This is a genomic window from Ruegeria sp. AN6, from assembly GCF_056540425.1.
The window spans coordinates 80,171-96,386 of record NZ_JBQFWR010000003.1 but is presented as its reverse complement, the minus strand read 5'-3'; the positions used below and the strand labels follow the sequence as shown (position 1 = coordinate 96,386).

The window sequence follows — 16,216 nt, the reverse complement described above, 5'->3', positions numbered from 1 at the left end:
AGGGAGGGCGCGCCATGGCCAATCCAACCGCTGCAATGTTGGTGATCGGGGATGAGATCCTCTCGGGCCGCACCCGCGATGCCAATATGCATTATCTGGCTGGAGAGCTGACCAAACACGGCATCGATCTGAAAGAGGTGCGTATTGTCAGTGATGATGCGCCCGCGATTGAGGCGGCAGTCAGGGCGCTGTCCCAGGCCCATGACCACGTGTTTACCAGTGGCGGCATCGGCCCGACCCATGACGATATCACCGCCGATTGCATCGCTCGAGCTTTTGGCGCACATATTGATGTTCGCCACGACGCGCGGGCGCTGCTTGAAGCGCATTACGAGAAGTCCGGGCTGGAGCTGAACGACGCTCGCCTGCGTATGGCGCGTATCCCGGACGGGGCGGAATTGATCGACAACCCGGTCTCGACCGCGCCCGGCTTTACGATTGCAAACGTCCATGTCATGGCCGGAGTACCGTTGGTTTTTCAGGCGATGGTGGCGAGTGTTTTACCTTTGCTTACCGGAGGCAACCCGCTGTTGTCGCAGACTCTGCGTGTGGACAGAGGTGAGGGCGATATAGCGTCGACCTTGGCCGCGCTCGCCAAAGATTTCAGCGACCTCTCGATCGGATGTTATCCGTTTCAGACAAATGGCGTGTTCGGGGCGAATGTGGTTGTGCGCGGTACCGATGGCGGGCGCATCGATGCCGCCATGACCCGCCTCGCGAAAGAGATCGAGCTTTGAGCACCGATTGGGCTGCAGTTGTAGACGGCACATGGCCTGCTGCGGGCTATCAATCGCATGGCCCATTTCGGCTGCGACAAGGGCAGGGCGGAGGGTCACGCGTATCCGCCGCCAGTCGGATTGGGGACGTAGCCAGCGCCGATATCGACGCGGCTGAAGGCGCCATGCAGGCGATGGGCCAGAAACGCATCTTCTGCCTGCGTCCGGGGGATGAAGTGCTGGATGCGCAGCTTGCCGAACGCGGCTACGACATTCTCGATCCGGTCAATATCTATTCCTGCCCGGCGCAGCAATTGACCGATATCCCGATCCCGCGCGTGACTGTTTTCAACATCTGGGAACCGCTGGCCATCATGCGCGAGATCTGGGCGCAGGGCGGTATCGGCCCCGAGCGGATTGCCATCATGTACCGGGCACCGGGCCCAAAGACCGGCCTTTTGTTGCGCCACAGCGATCAACCCGCAGGAACCGGCTTTGTGGCGATCCATGATGGCATCGCGATGGTGCACGCGCTGGAAATTCTGCCGGATCATCGCCGCAAGGGGTTGGGCAACTGGGCAATGCGCGCCGCGGCTTTTTGGGCGCTGGACAATGGCGCGCAGACGCTTAGCGTGATCTGTACCAAGGCGAACGCGGGGGCCAATGGCCTCTACCACTCGCTTGGGATGAAGATCGATGGAGAATACCACTATCGCCAGCGCGTCTAAGGAGAGCGAATTGACCAAACAGGACATGCCCACTGCCCTGGATCTGCCAATGGTGGACCCTCTACCGCCAGAGACGCAGAAATACTTCGATATCTGTGTCGAGAAACTGGGAATGGTACCGAATGTCCTGCGCGCCTATGCCTTTGACATCGACAAGCTGAATGCCTTTACCTCGATGTATAATGACCTGATGCTGGCTGACAGCGGGCTGACCAAGCTGGAACGTGAGATGATCGCGGTCGTCGTGTCCTCGATCAACAAATGCTTCTATTGCCTCGTGGCCCATGGCGCGGCGGTGCGGCAGCTCTCGGGTGATCCGCAACTAGGCGAGATGCTGGTCATGAACTACCGCGTCGCTAAACTGGATGCGCGCCAACGTGCGATGCTGGATTTCGCCGCCAAAATGACCACTGCCAGCACCACAATCGAAGAGCCCGACCGCCAACTTTTGCGCGATGTCGGTTTCTCAGATCACGACATCTGGGATATTGCCAATGTCACCGGTTTCTTCAACATGACCAACCGCGTGGCCAGTGCCACTGCGATGGTCCCGAACCCCGAGTATCACGCCCAGTTCCGATGATCCGAACCCTGTTCATCTGTATTGCTTTGCTGGCCGTGCCTGCCTTGGCGCAGGAGTTGAACTTTCCTGCGGGCTCCCGGCAGATATCTGACCGCACCAGCGCGCTGGACAGCTATGACTTGCCGACCGGTGTGTTTGCCGATGGCTCGGTCCCGTCGCGGACCGTCGAAGGGCGCGTCAAGCGGCTGACATGGCGGCTGCAGGTGGGGTCCAGCACAACGTTGCAAATCCTTGCGCCTCTGCGGGATCAGCTTCAGGCGCAAGGATTCGAGATCGCTTTTGAATGCGAGGCGCGCAATTGTGGAGGGTTCGATTTCCGCTTTGGCACCGAAGTGGTGCCGACACCCGACATGTATGTGGCGATCCACGATTACCGCTTTCTGTCCGCTGCCCGCGGCGACGAGGTGCTGAGCCTGCTGGTCAGCCGTAATCCGCCGGATGGCTATGTGCAGATGATCCGGGTGACCCCACTGGGCACGCAGCCCGCGCCGCCATTGGTGACCGAGGAAACCGTTGAAGGCTCGGCCGGGTTGCTCAGCGATCTCAGCGGCACCGGACATGTCATTCTTGATGACCTGCACTTTCGCACCGGTGAAGTCGCGCTGGGCGAGGGGCCTTTCGCCTCGCTGGCGCTGCTTGCTGGTTATCTGGCCGACAATCCATCGACCCGGTTGGCGCTGGTTGGACACACGGATGATACGGGTGCATTGCCAGCCAATATTGCGGTCAGTACCAAACGGGCCGAAGCCGTGCGCGCGCGCCTGATTGAAGCGCATGGCGTTGCCGCCGACCGGATCGAGGCGCAGGGTGTGGGCTATCTTGCGCCCATCACCTCGAACGCCACGCCCGAAGGCCGAGATATCAATCGCCGGGTCGAGGCGGTGTTGCTGGTCAACTGACGGGCGCAGGCATCGCAACCGCTCTGCGCCCCTCTTGCCCTGATGCCGCACCCTGATGCACACTTGCAGATGAACGGGGCGTCTGCCTTGCCGTCGGACTTGTTGGAAGGCAGTCCCATCCGCCACCAAGCTTAGGGAGGAGTGCGTCATGGCTTCCAGGACCGACGATTCCACACCGCCGGACAACATGGCCCCACAACCAGCCATGCCCGAGGTCAACAGGCTGACAGCGGAAGATATCACCGCATCGCTCAAGGCCGGGTTTTCCGACTTCCTCGCACGCCCGGTCATGAGCGGTTTTTTCGGCCTGTTCTATGCGGTTTTCGGCATCCTGTTCGTCTGGTGCCTGGTTTGGCTTGGCAAGATCTGGATGATCATTCCTGCGGCGGTAGGCTTTCCGCTGGTCGCGCCCTTCGCAGCCGCGGGGCTCTATGAGATGTCCCGTCGCTTGCAAAAAGGGCAAAACTTCGGGTGGTCCGAAATCCTCACCGTCATGGCCAATCAACGCAAACGCGAGCTGGGCTGGATGGCCTTCGTCACCCTGTTCATATTCTGGGTCTGGACCTATCAAATCCGCCTTTGGCTGGCGATCACTCTGCAAAAAGCGTCATTTTCCGATTTTGAGGGGTTCTTGAACATCGTGCTTTTCACGCCGCAGGGCTGGACCTTCCTTGCGATTGGCACCTGCGTCGGGGCGTTTCTGTCGGCTGTGCTGTTCTCGGTAACCGTTATCGCCATGCCGATGCTGCTGGATCGTGAAACCAATTTCGTCTCTGCCATGCTTACCTCGGTTCGCGCCGTCTCCGAGAATCCGGTGGTGATGCTCGGCTGGGCTGCGATCATTTCGGTCACCATGCTGATATCGCTGGTACCTGCGTTTTTGGGACTTGTCTTTACACTGCCGATCCTGGGTCACACCACATGGCACCTGTATCAGCGGGCTGTATCACCCGCTGAGGTTTGACCGGCAGATTCAAATCGAACGAGCGACAAAACAAAAAAGACCCGCACTGATCAGCGCGGGCCATTTAGGTGCCACTGGGAGAATTCTACCAATCCATCGGGCCTTTTTCAGCGAAGGACGCGACCAGAAAATCAATGAAAGCACGCACCTTGGGCTGGGTGAACCGGCCCGGCGGATAAACTGCGTAAACGCCTTGCACCTCGTCCGGAAGCGAAGGCATCGCATCCACCACCTCGCCCGATTTCAGCGCGTCGGCATAGAGATAGCTTGGCAGATGTGCGATCCCAAGGCCCGAGATTGCGGCGTTCAACAGCGACTGCCCGTCATTTACGCTTAACCAACCGGCGGTGCGCACCTGACGTTTCTCGCCCGACGGCGCGGTCAGTTTCCAGACGCTGCCCGAGGACTGGCTCGAATAGTGCAGTAGCTTGTGTTCATTCAGGTCGTCGATCTTTTGCGGGCGCCCAAACTGCTCGATATAGCTGGGCGCTACGACCATGCGTTTTACGGTTTCGGTCAGTTTGCGGGCGCGCAAGGTGCTGTCTTCCAGTTCCCCAATGCGCACAGCCACGTCAAAGCCTTCCGAGATCAGTTCGACGTAACGGTTGTTCAGCACCATGTTCACGGTGATATCGGGATAGGCAGACAGGAATTCCGAAAGCACAGGTGACAGGTGATTGACACCGAAATCCGTCGCCACACTGATCCGCAGAAGACCAGAAGGGTCGGATTGCATCGAGGTTACAAGCGCATCTGCCTCGCCCGCATCGTTGAGCACGCGCCGGGCGCGATCATAATAGGCCAGTCCAATCTCGGTCGGTGAAACCCGGCGTGTGGTGCGGTTTAGCAGTCGCGCACCCAGCCGCGCCTCGAGGCTCGACACGTGTTTGGACACGGCTGATTTGGAGATACCCATTTTTTTGGCCGCGTCGGTGAAACCACCCTGGTCCACCACGTTGGAAAAGGCCTCCATTTCGGTCAGTCGATCCATTCTCGTTCCCCAGGTCTTCTGTTCGTTGTCTCTTTATCGCGATCAATCTGGGCGAGAACTGGGCAGACATGAGATAATATCAGGGTTTTGATAGGGATCGTTTGCGACTGGGAAACGCCGAAGTTGTCGTGCTGTAATTCCAAACACCCAACACAAATAACCGATATCTGGACTTTTTCTCTATCGTGCTATGGTGAGGATGGCATTTTTGTGACCATGGAGGAGATCATGAAAGCCCTATTTGCTGCTGCCGCTCTGTGCCTGTCCGCAACTCTCGCGTCGGCCGGAGGAGAAACGCCGTCAAACCCTGATGCCAGGGTTTATTTCGCAAATCTGACTGACGGAGACACCGTACAATCACCCGTCACGATCGTGTTTGGCCTAAGTGGCATGGGTGTTGCTCCTGCCGGAACCGAAAAGGAGAACACGGGCCACCATCACCTTCTGGTTGATCGTCCTCCGTTGGGGCAGGGTGAAGACGGCGCGGATGAACTGGCCTATGGGCTGCCCGCAGATGACAATCACATCCACTTTGGCGGCGGCCAGACCGAGGTCACGCTGGAATTGAGCCCGGGGGAACACACTTTGCAGCTTGTGTTGGGTGATGCGGGTCATGTACCCCACGCGACGCCAATCGTTTCAGAGGTGATTACAATCACTGTAGAGTAGTGGTTAAGCGCTGAATTGTGCGTCGAACTCAGTTTCTCCTGTTCGGGTAAAGCGGATGATGCGGCTGTCAGGTATACGCACCAGCCAGCCGATCTCTTCCATGCGGGTCAGCATGGCGCGGCCAAGCTTACCGGCCAAATGCGTTTCCCGTTCGCTCCAGTCTAGACAGGGGCGGCAAAGCGGTGCGCGGCTGTGGCTGAGCCCTTCCAGATCGATGCCAAAGTCGGTGCAGAATTGAGTGCCCTCTTTGGTCAGGTGAACCGCGCCCTCCGTTGCCTCAAGATACCCTTGTTTCTGCATGGCGGTGAACATCTGCACCCCACGGCTGCCCGCCAGATGGTTGTAGCAAACCCGTGCTGACCGCATTTCCGCATCTTTTGGTCCGGTCTGCGTCCGCAGATGGCCGCGCCCTGCAGCCAGCCCCATAAGGTTTTCCAGCACATGCGCCACATCTTCTCCGGACAGTCCGTAATATTTGTGCCGTCCCTGTCCACGCACCCGGACCAGGCTGCCTGCAAGCAGCTTTTTCAGGTGTGAGCTTGCGGTTTGGGGGCTGATCCCGGCCTCACGCGCCAGTTCGCCAGCCGTCAGCGCTTTGCCCGACATCAGTGCTGTTAACATATTGGTACGCGCAGGGTCGCCAATCAGCGCCGCGATCTGTGCAATATCCGGTCCGTTTGGCATACTTCGATCATAGTCGAAACATAAGCTGCATCCAAGAGGTTATTCTTTGCCAATCATAAACCGGAGGCGTCTATGCTCACTTGTATAATCCAATACCAGATCGATCCGACGAAAAAAGAGCAGTTTCAGACCTACGCGCGCAATTGGGGACAGGCGATTCCGCGATGCGGGGCTGATCTGATCGGATATTTCGCACCGCACGAGGGGTCATCGACACTGGCTTATGGAATCTACAACATTCCCAGTCTTGCTGAATATGAGTCCTACCGCGCTCGTCTGTCGGCGGATGCACTTGGGCAGGAGAACTACGCCTTTGCGCAACAAGAAGGCTTTATACTACGAGAGGATCGAACTTGGCTCAGATGTGTCTCAGCGCCGCATGATAGAACGTAACGAACTACGCCTTTTCTTCCTGCCTCGCGCCCTTCGGAATACTCGGTTCGACAAAGGACAGAATCGCCACAACCGCAAGCAGGCTACCGGCCGAAATGGCAGCGACCGCCCATACGATTTCATTCATGTGGGCAATCGCAGCCAAAGCCGCTGAGATGGCGACGACGGCAACCCGCACCAGCGTTTGTGAGATCGCTTGCGCCGCGATCCGTTGGGATTTTGGGGCGACGTCCATAAAATAAAGCCCACGAGCACTGCCCAACCCGGTGACGGCTACAGTTACGATAAACAGCGACACGGCATGCAGATGCACGTTGTGATCAAATCCCCAACGATGGATCGCTACCAACCCTATCCCTGTAAGGGCAACCATCGACGCCCCGGCCACCATGACGACTCGATTGGAATAACTGCTGAGCGCCCTCCAAAGGGGCGACGCCACCAACAATGCGGCTGCCGACGATACAACAAGCGCTGTCAGACCCTGCGACGAGCTGTGGTGCGCCTCTGCCGCCAGAAATGTGTAGAACGGAACCGACAGGCCGGTCAGAACAAAAGCAAGCCGGATCAGAACGTATTTCTGAAACCATCGCTCTTTCAGTAGCGCTTTGGCCTCTTGCCAATATGCCTTAAACGCCTCCGAACGTGTGTTGGCGGACGACGCATTGTTCGCGGCTTGATCCGGCGATCTCTCTTGCAGAGTCATCATGAATACGGCTGAGAAAACGAAGCACATGGCACCAAGTCCGACTACTGTGCTGTATCGTGTCAGTGCAGGGGCATCCTGAAATAGTTGATGCAGCAACAGCACAATCGCAATCGTTGCAGCGCCTCCAAGCGCCTTCTGCGTATAACTAATTCGCATCCTGTCTTTTGAGGTCAGATTGTCGCTGATGAAATCGATGATCATCAGACTCTTGATCTCTCCCAAGATGCCGATGACGAATATCCCAACAACAAATGCTGCAATGGTTACCGGTCTACTGCCATAGGTAACGGCGAAAATGACAATCAGAAAACATATAGCAACCGCCAGATCAGCCCGGGCGATGGCTGACTTCTTTTGGGGAAGTCGGGTGATCGACTGTGCAAAGAACATATCCGCAAGCGTGCCCGCCGCGTGCCGAATGGTCACCAAAAGGCCAGCCAAAAAGACGGGCAGGTCCAGTGACACCGCAAGAAAAGTCAATACGATCGCCGGGCTGGCCATGGACCAGGCCATGACGGACAGCGCACCTTGCCCGGCTATAATCGGCAGGTTGCTGCGGCGCGGTACGAACGGCTCCTGACTCATAGTCCCGTTTCAAACAACGTGTGTTGATCGTGCCAACTTCACGATAAACGGGAGACTATAGCAAGGATTGGCAACCGGATTGGCGCCAATCCGATGCAATTTAGAAAGTTGCCGCCAGCCGCGTCCCCTGATTGATTGCGCGCTTTGCGTCCAACTCGGCGGCCAAATCTGCACCACCGATCACATGAGGTGTTATCCCGCGTTCAATTAGCTCATCTGCCAGTGAACGGTCCGAGACCTGACCCGCGCACAGTACGATCGTATCCACCGGGATCACAGTCGGGTCTTCGTGGGCTTCGCCAAAGCTCACGTGCAGGCCGTCATCATCGATGCGCTCGTAATTCACGCCGCCTACGAAACTAACGTCTTTCATCTTTAGGGTCGCACGGTGAATCCAACCCGTTGTCTTGCCGAGCCCCTTGCCGTGACGCTGTGCTTTGCGTTGCAGCAACGTGACCTGCCGCGCGGGCGCCTCAGGCTGCGGACCTTCGGGTGCCAGTCCCGAGCGATGTTCGGCCGGGTCAGTGACGCCCCATTCCTTCATCCAAAGAGGTAGGTCCGTGGTCGGGCTGTGGCCATCTTCCAGCAAGAATTCGGAGACGTCGAACCCGATGCCTCCGGCCCCGATCACAGCAACCGATTTGCCGATCTCGGCCTTGTCGCGCAGCACGTCGATATAGCTGAGCACATTGTCTTGCTCTTGTCCGGGGATCTGCGGATCGCGCGGGGTGACACCGGTGGCGATGACCACTTCATCGTAACTGGTGAGATCATCCGCGCTGACTTCGCGGTTCAGTTCAACCGTCACGCCCAAATCGTCCATCATGGTACGGTACCAGTCGACAAGGCCCCAGAATTCCTCCTTCCCTGGCACCTGTTTGGCCATGTTCAACTGCCCACCGATCTCAGCGGCGCGATCAAACAAGGTTACGTCATGGCCGCGCTGTGCGGCGGTCATCGCGGTGGAAAGGCCTGCCGGTCCCGCGCCCACAATGGCGACCGTTTTGCGCGTCTCAGCCTCGCCGATCACCAGTTCGGTTTCATGACAGGCACGCGGGTTGACCAGACATGAGGTCAGCTTGCCGCTGAAGGTATGATCCAGGCAAGCTTGATTGCAGGCGATGCACGGGGCGATCTTCGCTGCCTCACCGGCGATTGCTTTGTTCACGAAATCCGCATCGGCCAACATCGGACGGGCCATAGATACCATGTCAGCGCAGCCGGTCGCTAAAACCTCTTCGGCCACTTCAGGCGTATTGATCCGGTTCGAGGTGATCACTGGGATGCCAACTTTGCCCATCAGCTTCTTTGTGACCCACGCAAAGGCCGCACGGGGTACGCTGGTGGCAATCGTTGGAATCCGCGCCTCGTGCCAGCCGATCCCAGTGTTGATGATTGTGGCCCCGGCCTGCTCAATCCGCTGCGCAAGTTCAACGACTTCGTCATGGGTCGACCCATTGGGCACCAGATCAATCATCGACAGGCGATAGATGATGATGAAATCGGTCCCCACGGCTTCGCGCGTACGGCGTACCACTTCGATGGGAAGGCGCATCCGATTTTCATAGGACCCACCCCAGCGGTCGGTGCGCTTGTTGGTGTGGGTCACGAGGAACTGGTTCAGGAAATACCCCTCGGACCCCATGATCTCGACCCCGTCATAGCCCGCCTTCTGGGCCAGAACAGCAGCATTCACGATATCGCTGATCTGCTTTTCGATGCCCTCTTCGTCCAGTTCATGCGGCGGAAATGGAGAAATCGGAGATTTCACCGGGCTGGGGGCGACGCATTTCGGCCCATAGGCGTACCGCCCCGCATGCAGAATCTGCATTGCGATCTTGCCACCCGCCTCATGCACGCGTTTGGTCACGATGGAATGGTTCGCCACTTCTGTCTCACTGGTCATCATCGAGGCCCCGGGCAGGACCGAGCCCTCTAGGTTCGGGCCAATTCCACCCGTCACCATCAAGGCCACACCGCCACGCGCGCGATCCGCGTAAAACTCGGCGACACGGTTCCAGTCGCCCGTCTCTTCCAGCCCGGTATGCATCGAGCCCATCAGCACGCGGTTCTTCAACGTGGCAAAGCCCAGATCCAGCGGGGCCAGCATGTTTGGGTACGCAGTCATGGCAAACTCTCCCTCCCGACTTTGTCCGTCAGATTGACCTTCGCGTCACCGTTGTCACGCGAAACCTAACGTCATTCCCTTTGCGTTTGCCGCAGTGCTTGCTACAGACGCTTAAAAGAATGTTCATGAGGCCGCATATGACCCCCGACCAGATAGCAAAACTTCCTTATCGCCCCTGTGTCGGGCTGATGCTAATGAATGCCGAGGGATCGATTTTTGTCGGTCAGCGTAACGACCGCCACAAAGACGCCTGGCAGATGCCTCAGGGCGGTGTGGACAAGGGCGAAGACCCGCGCGATGCCGCCCTGCGCGAGCTTTGGGAAGAAACCGGCGTGACCGCAGATCTGGTCGAAATCATCGCCGAGACCGACGGCTGGCTGCCCTATGACTTGCCGCATGACATTGTGCCCAAAATCTGGAAGGGCCGGTATCGCGGGCAGGAGCAGAAATGGTACCTGATGCGGTTTCTGGGGCGGGATGATCAGATCAACATCGCAACTGAGCACCCGGAATTCACCAACTGGAAGTGGCAGACACCGTCACGGCTCGTTGATGAAATCGTACCCTTCAAACGAGACGTGTATGCGCGCGTGGTCGAGGTCTTTCGAGGACATTTGCCTGAGATTTGACCGCAGTTCACTTCACTGAGTGCGGGTTGGTTTGCAGACAGTCAATCTCTCAAAGCGGAGCGGTACCAAAGGGTCTGAAGAATGGCCGATATGCGGACAAACCAGACTTTTGCGATTGGACAAGGCATGTCCGCTCAACGCCTGTCTCCGACATTGGCGTAAGAATGTCTGACAGCGCGCGAAACTTAATTTGAGCTCATGTTTCCCAAGGTGGCTTTGCACCAATCTCAGCGATCAAAAAGTCTATGAAAACCCGTACTTTGGGGGAGAGTACGTTGGACTTGGGATAGATCAGCCACAAGACGTTGTCTTCTGCTGCCTCAAAACCCGGAAGGACCTGTGTCAAACGACCAGATTTCAGGTGGTCATGCACACTCCACAGGGCGTTCAGGGAAATACCTGCCCCGGCGAGCGTGGCGCGAACCTGACTTTGGCCGTCGTCGATAATCAATTGACCTTTGGCCGATGCGGGATCGAAAACGGCTTTTTCACCTGCCTGCCCAGTCAACAGCCGCGGTTGGCGATTTTGGAAGGCGATCAAGTGATGGGTTGTCAGATCGCCGGGCGCCTTGGGTGTGCCGTGCGTTTCGAGATAGCCCGGGGCAGCGCAGAGCATGCGCCGGTCATCGGCCAATTTGCGGCCTTTCAGGCTGGTATCGACAAGCGGCGCGTTTCTGAGGGCCAGATCATAACTGCCTTCGATCAGATCGAATTGCACATCCGACAAATGCAGGTCGAGCGTGAGGTTGGGGTGCCGTTGAAGAAATTTCGGCAGGATCGGTGCGATGTAGAGTTGCGCAAAACTGCTGGGTGCCGCAAAGCGCAAAGTGCCTTTTAGAGTCGCTGTCTGCTTGCCCAAAGCCGTAAGTGCTGCCTCTTCCTGTGCGATGATCTCGCGGGCGAAAGGCAGGAAATCGGCGCCTTCGACGGAAAGTGACACTTTGCGCGTCGTGCGATGCAACAGCTCAGACCCCAGGCTTTGCTCCAGCTTGGCAAGCTTTGCGCTTGAGACAGCAGGGGCCATGCCCAATCCGCGCCCTGCGGCGCTGATGTTCAACATTTCCGCTGCCCTTACGAACAGGCGGAGCGCGTCTGTATCAAGTCCCATTATCTGCAAAAACCGAATTATCAATCCAAGAAAGGTCAGTTTATATGGAAATGGGTTGGCGTTAAATACCCCTCATGGATGCAACACCGCATAAGCAGGAGGCGCAAGTGAAACGAAAAGCCACAGTCAACTACCATGTTCACAAGCCCTATCGGCAAGCTTTTGAGCTGGATGCAAGTGGGATTGCGGGAAACCTGATTTCTCCTGAATTGACCCCAACCTCTGTGACGTTGACCGATATGCGCGCGACGACCACCTCTGTTGCGTTTGCCTCTGATGCCGTTGAATTCACGCCACTGGAAACGCGGGTTCAGGACTTTTCCGGCAGCGCTTGGAAACAGAGCTATGAGGCGGAACTGACATCGATACTGCGGGAAAAACTTGGTGCGCGCGAGGTTGCGGTTTTCGATCACACGGTTCGGACAGATGACCCGGATGCGACGCGAAAACCTGCGCGCAACGTTCATAGTGACTACAGCAAGGACGGAGCCGAGCAGAGGCTTGTCGATCTATTGGGTACCCAGATCGCGGCGGAGTGGGCGCGGGGTCACTATGCTTTTGTCAACGTATGGCGTCCTGTAGAGCATCCGATCAATTCGGCACCTTTGGGCTTTGTTCGTCCGTCATCCGTTGATCCGTCTGACTGGATTCTGCTGGACCTGATCTATCCCGACCGCAAAGGGCAAATCATGGGGTTGGTGGGAAATCCCCAGCATGAATGGGTCTATCAATCCAAGATGACGACGGATGAGGTCGCGATCTTCAACATCTATGACAATCAAGGACTGCCATCAATTGCCCATAGCGCGCTCGACCTGGTCGAGGACGCGGGCGTCACGACCATTCGCAAAAGCATCGAGAGCCGCACTTTGGTGCGCTACTAAAAGGGGCCCAGACATGTTGGATAAAATGCAGCATAATGAGTTTGCCGAAATCAATGTGGCCTACAACCGGGTGTTCCGTCCCGGGCGGTTGAGCGTTGGCCTTGTGTTGCCTCTCGAAGCCTATTCCGTCGGCGCAGAGCCGACGCTGTGGGGGCATCTGGCAGCCGCTCAGAAAGCCGAGGAACTTGGGTTTGCAACCCTTTGGCTGCGGGACGTGCCCTTCAATGTTCCAAGCTTCGGTGATCCCGGACAGGTCTTCGATCCATTTGTCTATCTGGGGGCGCTGGCAACGGCGACAGACCGGATTGCCCTTGGAACGTCGAGTGTGATCCTGCCCTTGCGCCACCCCGCCCATGTCGCCAAGGCGGCGGCGACCGCAGATGTGCTCTCGGGAGGGCGGTTGCTGTTGGGCGTTGCGTCCGGTGACCGCCCCGAAGAGTACCCGGCGATGAACCAGAGATATGATGACCGAGGGGCGCGTTTCCGCGACAGCGTTGAGTACATCCGCGCAGTGGGGTCCGATTATCCGGAACATGAAAACGCGCAGGGCAAACTGGGTGGCGGGATTGACCTATTGCCCAAGCCGCATGGCACGCGTCTGCCGATGCTTGTTACCGGCGGCAGCCAGCAAACGCCCGATTGGGTGGCACGGAACGGCGACGGCTGGATGACTTATCCGCGCAATGCGGTGGCCCAGGGGCAGGTCATCGCGGATTATCGGCACCGTGTAAAGGCAGCGGGACAACCGGACAAGCCTGTGATGCAATCGCTCTATGTCGATGTTGTTGCCGATCCTGCCGCACCACCACGCCCGATCCACCTTGGGTTTCAGTCCGGCATCGATTTTCTGCGCAGCTACCTGCGCGAGATTGAAGCGCTTGGGATCAATCATGTCGCGCTGAACCTCAGGTTCAATCAAGCACCTATCGACGCAACTCTTGAACACTTGGCGGACACTGTCCTGCCTGACTTTTCGTAAAGGATCAAACCGATGACCAAGACCATTCTCATTACAGGTTCAACCGACGGCATTGGCTTGCTGACGGCCAAGAAGCTGGCCGCCGAAGGACACAACGTGCTTTTGCATGGACGCAGTAAATCCAAACTGGAGAGCGCAGCTGCCGCAGTCGGTGGCGCTGTCGAAATCTTTGCCACTGATCTGTGCGACCTGTCCGCAGTGCGCGAACTGGCCGAGAACGTGCGGGCGAAACATGACAGATTGAATGTTTTGATCAACAACGCGGGTGTGCTGAAAGCCCCGCAAGCTGTACTTGCGAACGGGCAGGACATCCGCTTTGTCGTCAATACTCTTGCACCGTATCTGCTGACCGAATTGCTGCTGCCGATCATTCCGGCGAACGGGCGCGTCGTGAACCTGTCATCGGCCGCACAGGCCCCAGTGAACATCAAGGCGATGCAAGGCAATGTGCCGCTGGCGGATATGGAAGCCTATGTCCAAAGCAAGTTGGCGATCACCATATGGACCCGGGAATGGGCCAAATCCCAAGCTGATGCGCCGGTGATGGTTGCGGTAAATCCCGGATCACTTTTGGCCTCGAAAATGGTGCAAGAGGGGTTTGGCGTTGCCGGGAATGACATGAACATAGGCGCGGATATCCTGATCGATGCCGCCTTGGGCGCGCGGTTCGCCGACGCGTCAGGGGACTATTTCGACAATGATAGTGGCGCTTTCGCAAACCCGCATGCCGCAGCACTGGACACCGATCACGTTGCTGACGTCATGAGCACCATCAAAGGCCTGATCGCCAAAACGGGCTGAGCCAAGCGGCGCAAACACGCCGCGCATTTCCACTCTCAACACTCCCCAAACCCTCACGCGTGCCGCGTCGAGGCCCAAGAAAGGATTGCCTGATGAAATACGAGAACTTTCAAACCTTCGACGTCACTGTTGAAGATGCCATCGCCACGGTCACATTCGACTTTGGCTCTGTGAACGTGCAAGGCCAGGAAATGCTTGCCGACCTTAACAGTCTGGCCATGCGGCTTGAGCGCGATCGCGACACCAAGGTCGTGATCTTTCAATCCGCCAATCCGGAAATCTGGGTCTGCCATTACGACACCGAGCTGCTCAAGGACATGTCGACCGAGGCGGTATCCCGCGAAGATTCACAGCTTTTGGACCTGCAATCGGTATGTGAGCGGATCAGCAAGGTGCCGCAAGCCACCATCGCCAAGCTTGAAGGGTTCGCGCGCGGCGGCGGGCACGAATTGGCGCTGGCGCTTGACATGCGCTTTGCGGCGCGAGGCAAGTTCAAGTTCATGCAGATGGAGGTCGGAATGGGCATCCTGCCCTGCGGTGGCGGTGCCTCGCGCATGGCGCGTCAGACCGGTCTTGGCAAAGCGCTTGAGATCATTCTGAGCGCGCAAGACTATGACGCTGATGATGCAGAGCGTCTGGGCACCATCAACAAAGCCTTGGAGCCGGATGAAATTGGCCCCTATGTGACAGCTTTGGCCGAGCGGATCGCGAAATTCCCGGCGGAGTCGATCAATGCCTGCAAGCAGATGGTCTATGAATCCATCGACAAACCGATTGATGAGGCGCTGAAGGCAGAAGCCTATTGGCTGTATCAGGCGACCAGCAAAACCCCGGCGGTCAAAAGGTTCACCATCGCAGATGAGCAAGGCTTGGAACACGACATCGAAAACCAGCGCCAATGGAGCGATCTGGTGATGCAGGTGCAGGACATCAACTGACCAACCCCCAACCCAATGATCTTATCCCGCGTGCGTTGTTACAGCGCGCGCCGGGTGTCACATCCAAAAAGGAATATCCCAATGAAAGCAATGGTTCTGAATAACTACGGACCCGACGCGGCATTTGAGCCCACTGAGATGCCCGACCCGGTCGCCTCACCCGGACATGTGCTGGTCAAAGTGGCCGCCACCAGTGTCAATACCGTCGACACGATGATCCTAAATATGGGCGCGGACCTGCCCCTTTCCCCAGCATTACCCGCTGTGCTTGGCATGGATTTTGCCGGCACCGTTGTTGCGGTTGGCGACGGAGTGACAGGCTTTGCTATAGGTGATGAGGTGTATGGCTGCGCCGGTGGTTTGATGGATCTTCCGGGCTCTCTGGCAGAGTAAATCAACGCGGATGCCCGCCTTGCCCAGTACTTTGCCAAACAGATGTTTTGGGACATTCATTACGAAATAATAGCGGCCTCGATCCAATGTGACGCCCATAGCAGTGCACTCCTTCAAATACCGCATCCATGCGGGATTCTATGCGGGAGTTCATGCGGGAAACACTGGCATTCGCTGGTTAAAAAAACCTTACGAGCTTGAAAATAATACGTTTTTTCCAGAAGAATGCCCATGATATGAGCAGTTTAGTGGCGGAGACGAAGTCAGTATAAATAATCCTGCAGGTCTATGTTAAATATATAATAAATTGAGCTATATTGAATATATACCACGATAAATGCCACACAACGATCGATTTCAAGCGAGGCACAGTGAAAGGTGTCATATGACAGAATGTTGGTAAAGCAATTTAGCAGACACTCAAACAGATTGCAG

General features: G+C 57.1%; 18 protein-coding genes. 13 read left to right on the top strand and 5 right to left on the bottom strand.

What is annotated here, in order from left to right:
- Positions 1–14 precede the first annotated feature (14 nt).
- The 5 genes from ACR0MQ_RS06835 to ACR0MQ_RS06815 all read left to right on the top strand — a co-directional run bounded on the left by ACR0MQ_RS06835 (position 15) and on the right by ACR0MQ_RS06815 (position 3,890).
- Positions 15–737, top strand: a complete 723-nt coding sequence (locus ACR0MQ_RS06835; protein ID WP_480606851.1) for a competence/damage-inducible protein A — start codon at positions 15–17, stop codon at positions 735–737.
- Entirely contained in the window at positions 734–1,444 is a 711-nt protein-coding gene (locus ACR0MQ_RS06830; protein ID WP_480606849.1) for a GNAT family N-acetyltransferase, read from the top strand. Before ACR0MQ_RS06835 ends, ACR0MQ_RS06830 begins: the two co-directional genes overlap by 4 nt.
- Positions 1,413–2,027 (top strand): peroxidase-related enzyme, encoded by a 615-nt coding sequence (locus ACR0MQ_RS06825; RefSeq protein ID WP_480606847.1) that lies wholly within the window; start codon positions 1,413–1,415, stop codon positions 2,025–2,027. Before ACR0MQ_RS06830 ends, ACR0MQ_RS06825 begins: the two co-directional genes overlap by 32 nt.
- Complete coding sequence (locus ACR0MQ_RS06820) at positions 2,024–2,926, top strand: OmpA family protein (RefSeq protein ID WP_480606845.1); 903 nt, start codon at positions 2,024–2,026, stop codon at positions 2,924–2,926. Before ACR0MQ_RS06825 ends, ACR0MQ_RS06820 begins: the two co-directional genes overlap by 4 nt.
- 148 nt (positions 2,927–3,074) lie before the next feature.
- Complete coding sequence (locus ACR0MQ_RS06815) at positions 3,075–3,890, top strand: DUF2189 domain-containing protein (protein ID WP_480606843.1); 816 nt, start codon at positions 3,075–3,077, stop codon at positions 3,888–3,890.
- Positions 3,891–3,975: 85 nt separating this feature from the next.
- Here ACR0MQ_RS06815 and ACR0MQ_RS06810 read toward each other — a convergent pair whose 3' ends face one another.
- Positions 3,976–4,881, bottom strand: coding sequence for a LysR family transcriptional regulator (locus tag ACR0MQ_RS06810; protein WP_010438570.1), 906 nt, complete (start codon positions 4,879–4,881; stop codon positions 3,976–3,978).
- A gap of 228 nt (positions 4,882–5,109) precedes the next feature.
- On the opposite strand from ACR0MQ_RS06810, the gene ACR0MQ_RS06805 reads away from it, so the two are divergent.
- The gene (locus ACR0MQ_RS06805) at positions 5,110–5,550 is read left to right on the top strand and encodes a DUF4399 domain-containing protein (RefSeq protein WP_260023377.1); all 441 of its coding nucleotides are present in this window, start codon (positions 5,110–5,112) and stop codon (positions 5,548–5,550) included.
- Positions 5,551–5,553: 3 nt separating this feature from the next.
- Here the strand turns inward: ACR0MQ_RS06805 and ACR0MQ_RS06800 are convergent, their stop codons facing one another.
- Positions 5,554–6,234, bottom strand: coding sequence for an ArsR/SmtB family transcription factor (locus ACR0MQ_RS06800; RefSeq protein ID WP_480606840.1), 681 nt, complete (start codon positions 6,232–6,234; stop codon positions 5,554–5,556).
- 72 nt (positions 6,235–6,306) lie between these two features.
- Between ACR0MQ_RS06800 and ACR0MQ_RS06795 the strand changes: the two genes are divergently transcribed.
- Positions 6,307–6,627 (top strand): NIPSNAP family protein, encoded by a 321-nt coding sequence (locus ACR0MQ_RS06795; RefSeq protein ID WP_480606838.1) that lies wholly within the window; start codon positions 6,307–6,309, stop codon positions 6,625–6,627.
- A 4-nt stretch (positions 6,628–6,631) separates the two neighbouring features.
- Here the strand turns inward: ACR0MQ_RS06795 and ACR0MQ_RS06790 are convergent, their stop codons facing one another.
- Together ACR0MQ_RS06790 and ACR0MQ_RS06785 are read right to left on the bottom strand one after the other, a co-directional pair.
- Positions 6,632–7,921 (bottom strand): MFS transporter, encoded by a 1,290-nt coding sequence (locus ACR0MQ_RS06790; RefSeq protein WP_480606835.1) that lies wholly within the window; start codon positions 7,919–7,921, stop codon positions 6,632–6,634.
- A 100-nt stretch (positions 7,922–8,021) separates the two neighbouring features.
- On the bottom strand, positions 8,022–10,049 hold the full coding sequence (locus ACR0MQ_RS06785; RefSeq protein WP_480606833.1) for an FAD-dependent oxidoreductase: 2,028 nt from the start codon (positions 10,047–10,049) through the stop codon (positions 8,022–8,024).
- A gap of 137 nt (positions 10,050–10,186) precedes the next feature.
- Between ACR0MQ_RS06785 and ACR0MQ_RS06780 the strand changes: the two genes are divergently transcribed.
- Positions 10,187–10,678 (top strand): RNA pyrophosphohydrolase, encoded by a 492-nt coding sequence (locus ACR0MQ_RS06780; protein WP_480606830.1) that lies wholly within the window; start codon positions 10,187–10,189, stop codon positions 10,676–10,678.
- A gap of 196 nt (positions 10,679–10,874) precedes the next feature.
- Here ACR0MQ_RS06780 and ACR0MQ_RS06775 read toward each other — a convergent pair whose 3' ends face one another.
- On the bottom strand, positions 10,875–11,786 hold the full coding sequence (locus ACR0MQ_RS06775) for a LysR family transcriptional regulator (RefSeq protein WP_170774735.1): 912 nt from the start codon (positions 11,784–11,786) through the stop codon (positions 10,875–10,877).
- A gap of 107 nt (positions 11,787–11,893) precedes the next feature.
- Between ACR0MQ_RS06775 and ACR0MQ_RS06770 the strand changes: the two genes are divergently transcribed.
- The 5 genes from ACR0MQ_RS06770 (at position 11,894) to ACR0MQ_RS06750 (ending at position 15,781) form a co-directional block, all read left to right on the top strand.
- Positions 11,894–12,670, top strand: coding sequence for a CmcJ/NvfI family oxidoreductase (locus tag ACR0MQ_RS06770; RefSeq protein ID WP_480606827.1), 777 nt, complete (start codon positions 11,894–11,896; stop codon positions 12,668–12,670).
- A 13-nt stretch (positions 12,671–12,683) separates the two neighbouring features.
- On the top strand, positions 12,684–13,649 hold the full coding sequence (locus tag ACR0MQ_RS06765; protein WP_170777051.1) for an LLM class oxidoreductase: 966 nt from the start codon (positions 12,684–12,686) through the stop codon (positions 13,647–13,649).
- Between the two features lie 12 nt (positions 13,650–13,661).
- Positions 13,662–14,450 carry an SDR family NAD(P)-dependent oxidoreductase gene (locus ACR0MQ_RS06760; protein WP_480606825.1) on the top strand — a complete coding sequence of 263 codons (789 nt, stop codon included), beginning with the start codon at positions 13,662–13,664 and terminating at the stop codon, positions 14,448–14,450.
- A 92-nt stretch (positions 14,451–14,542) separates the two neighbouring features.
- Positions 14,543–15,388, top strand: a complete 846-nt coding sequence (locus tag ACR0MQ_RS06755; protein ID WP_170471665.1) for an enoyl-CoA hydratase/isomerase family protein — start codon at positions 14,543–14,545, stop codon at positions 15,386–15,388.
- A gap of 81 nt (positions 15,389–15,469) precedes the next feature.
- Complete coding sequence (locus tag ACR0MQ_RS06750) at positions 15,470–15,781, top strand: alcohol dehydrogenase catalytic domain-containing protein (protein WP_480606822.1); 312 nt, start codon at positions 15,470–15,472, stop codon at positions 15,779–15,781.
- The last annotated feature ends 435 nt before the right edge of the window (positions 15,782–16,216 follow it).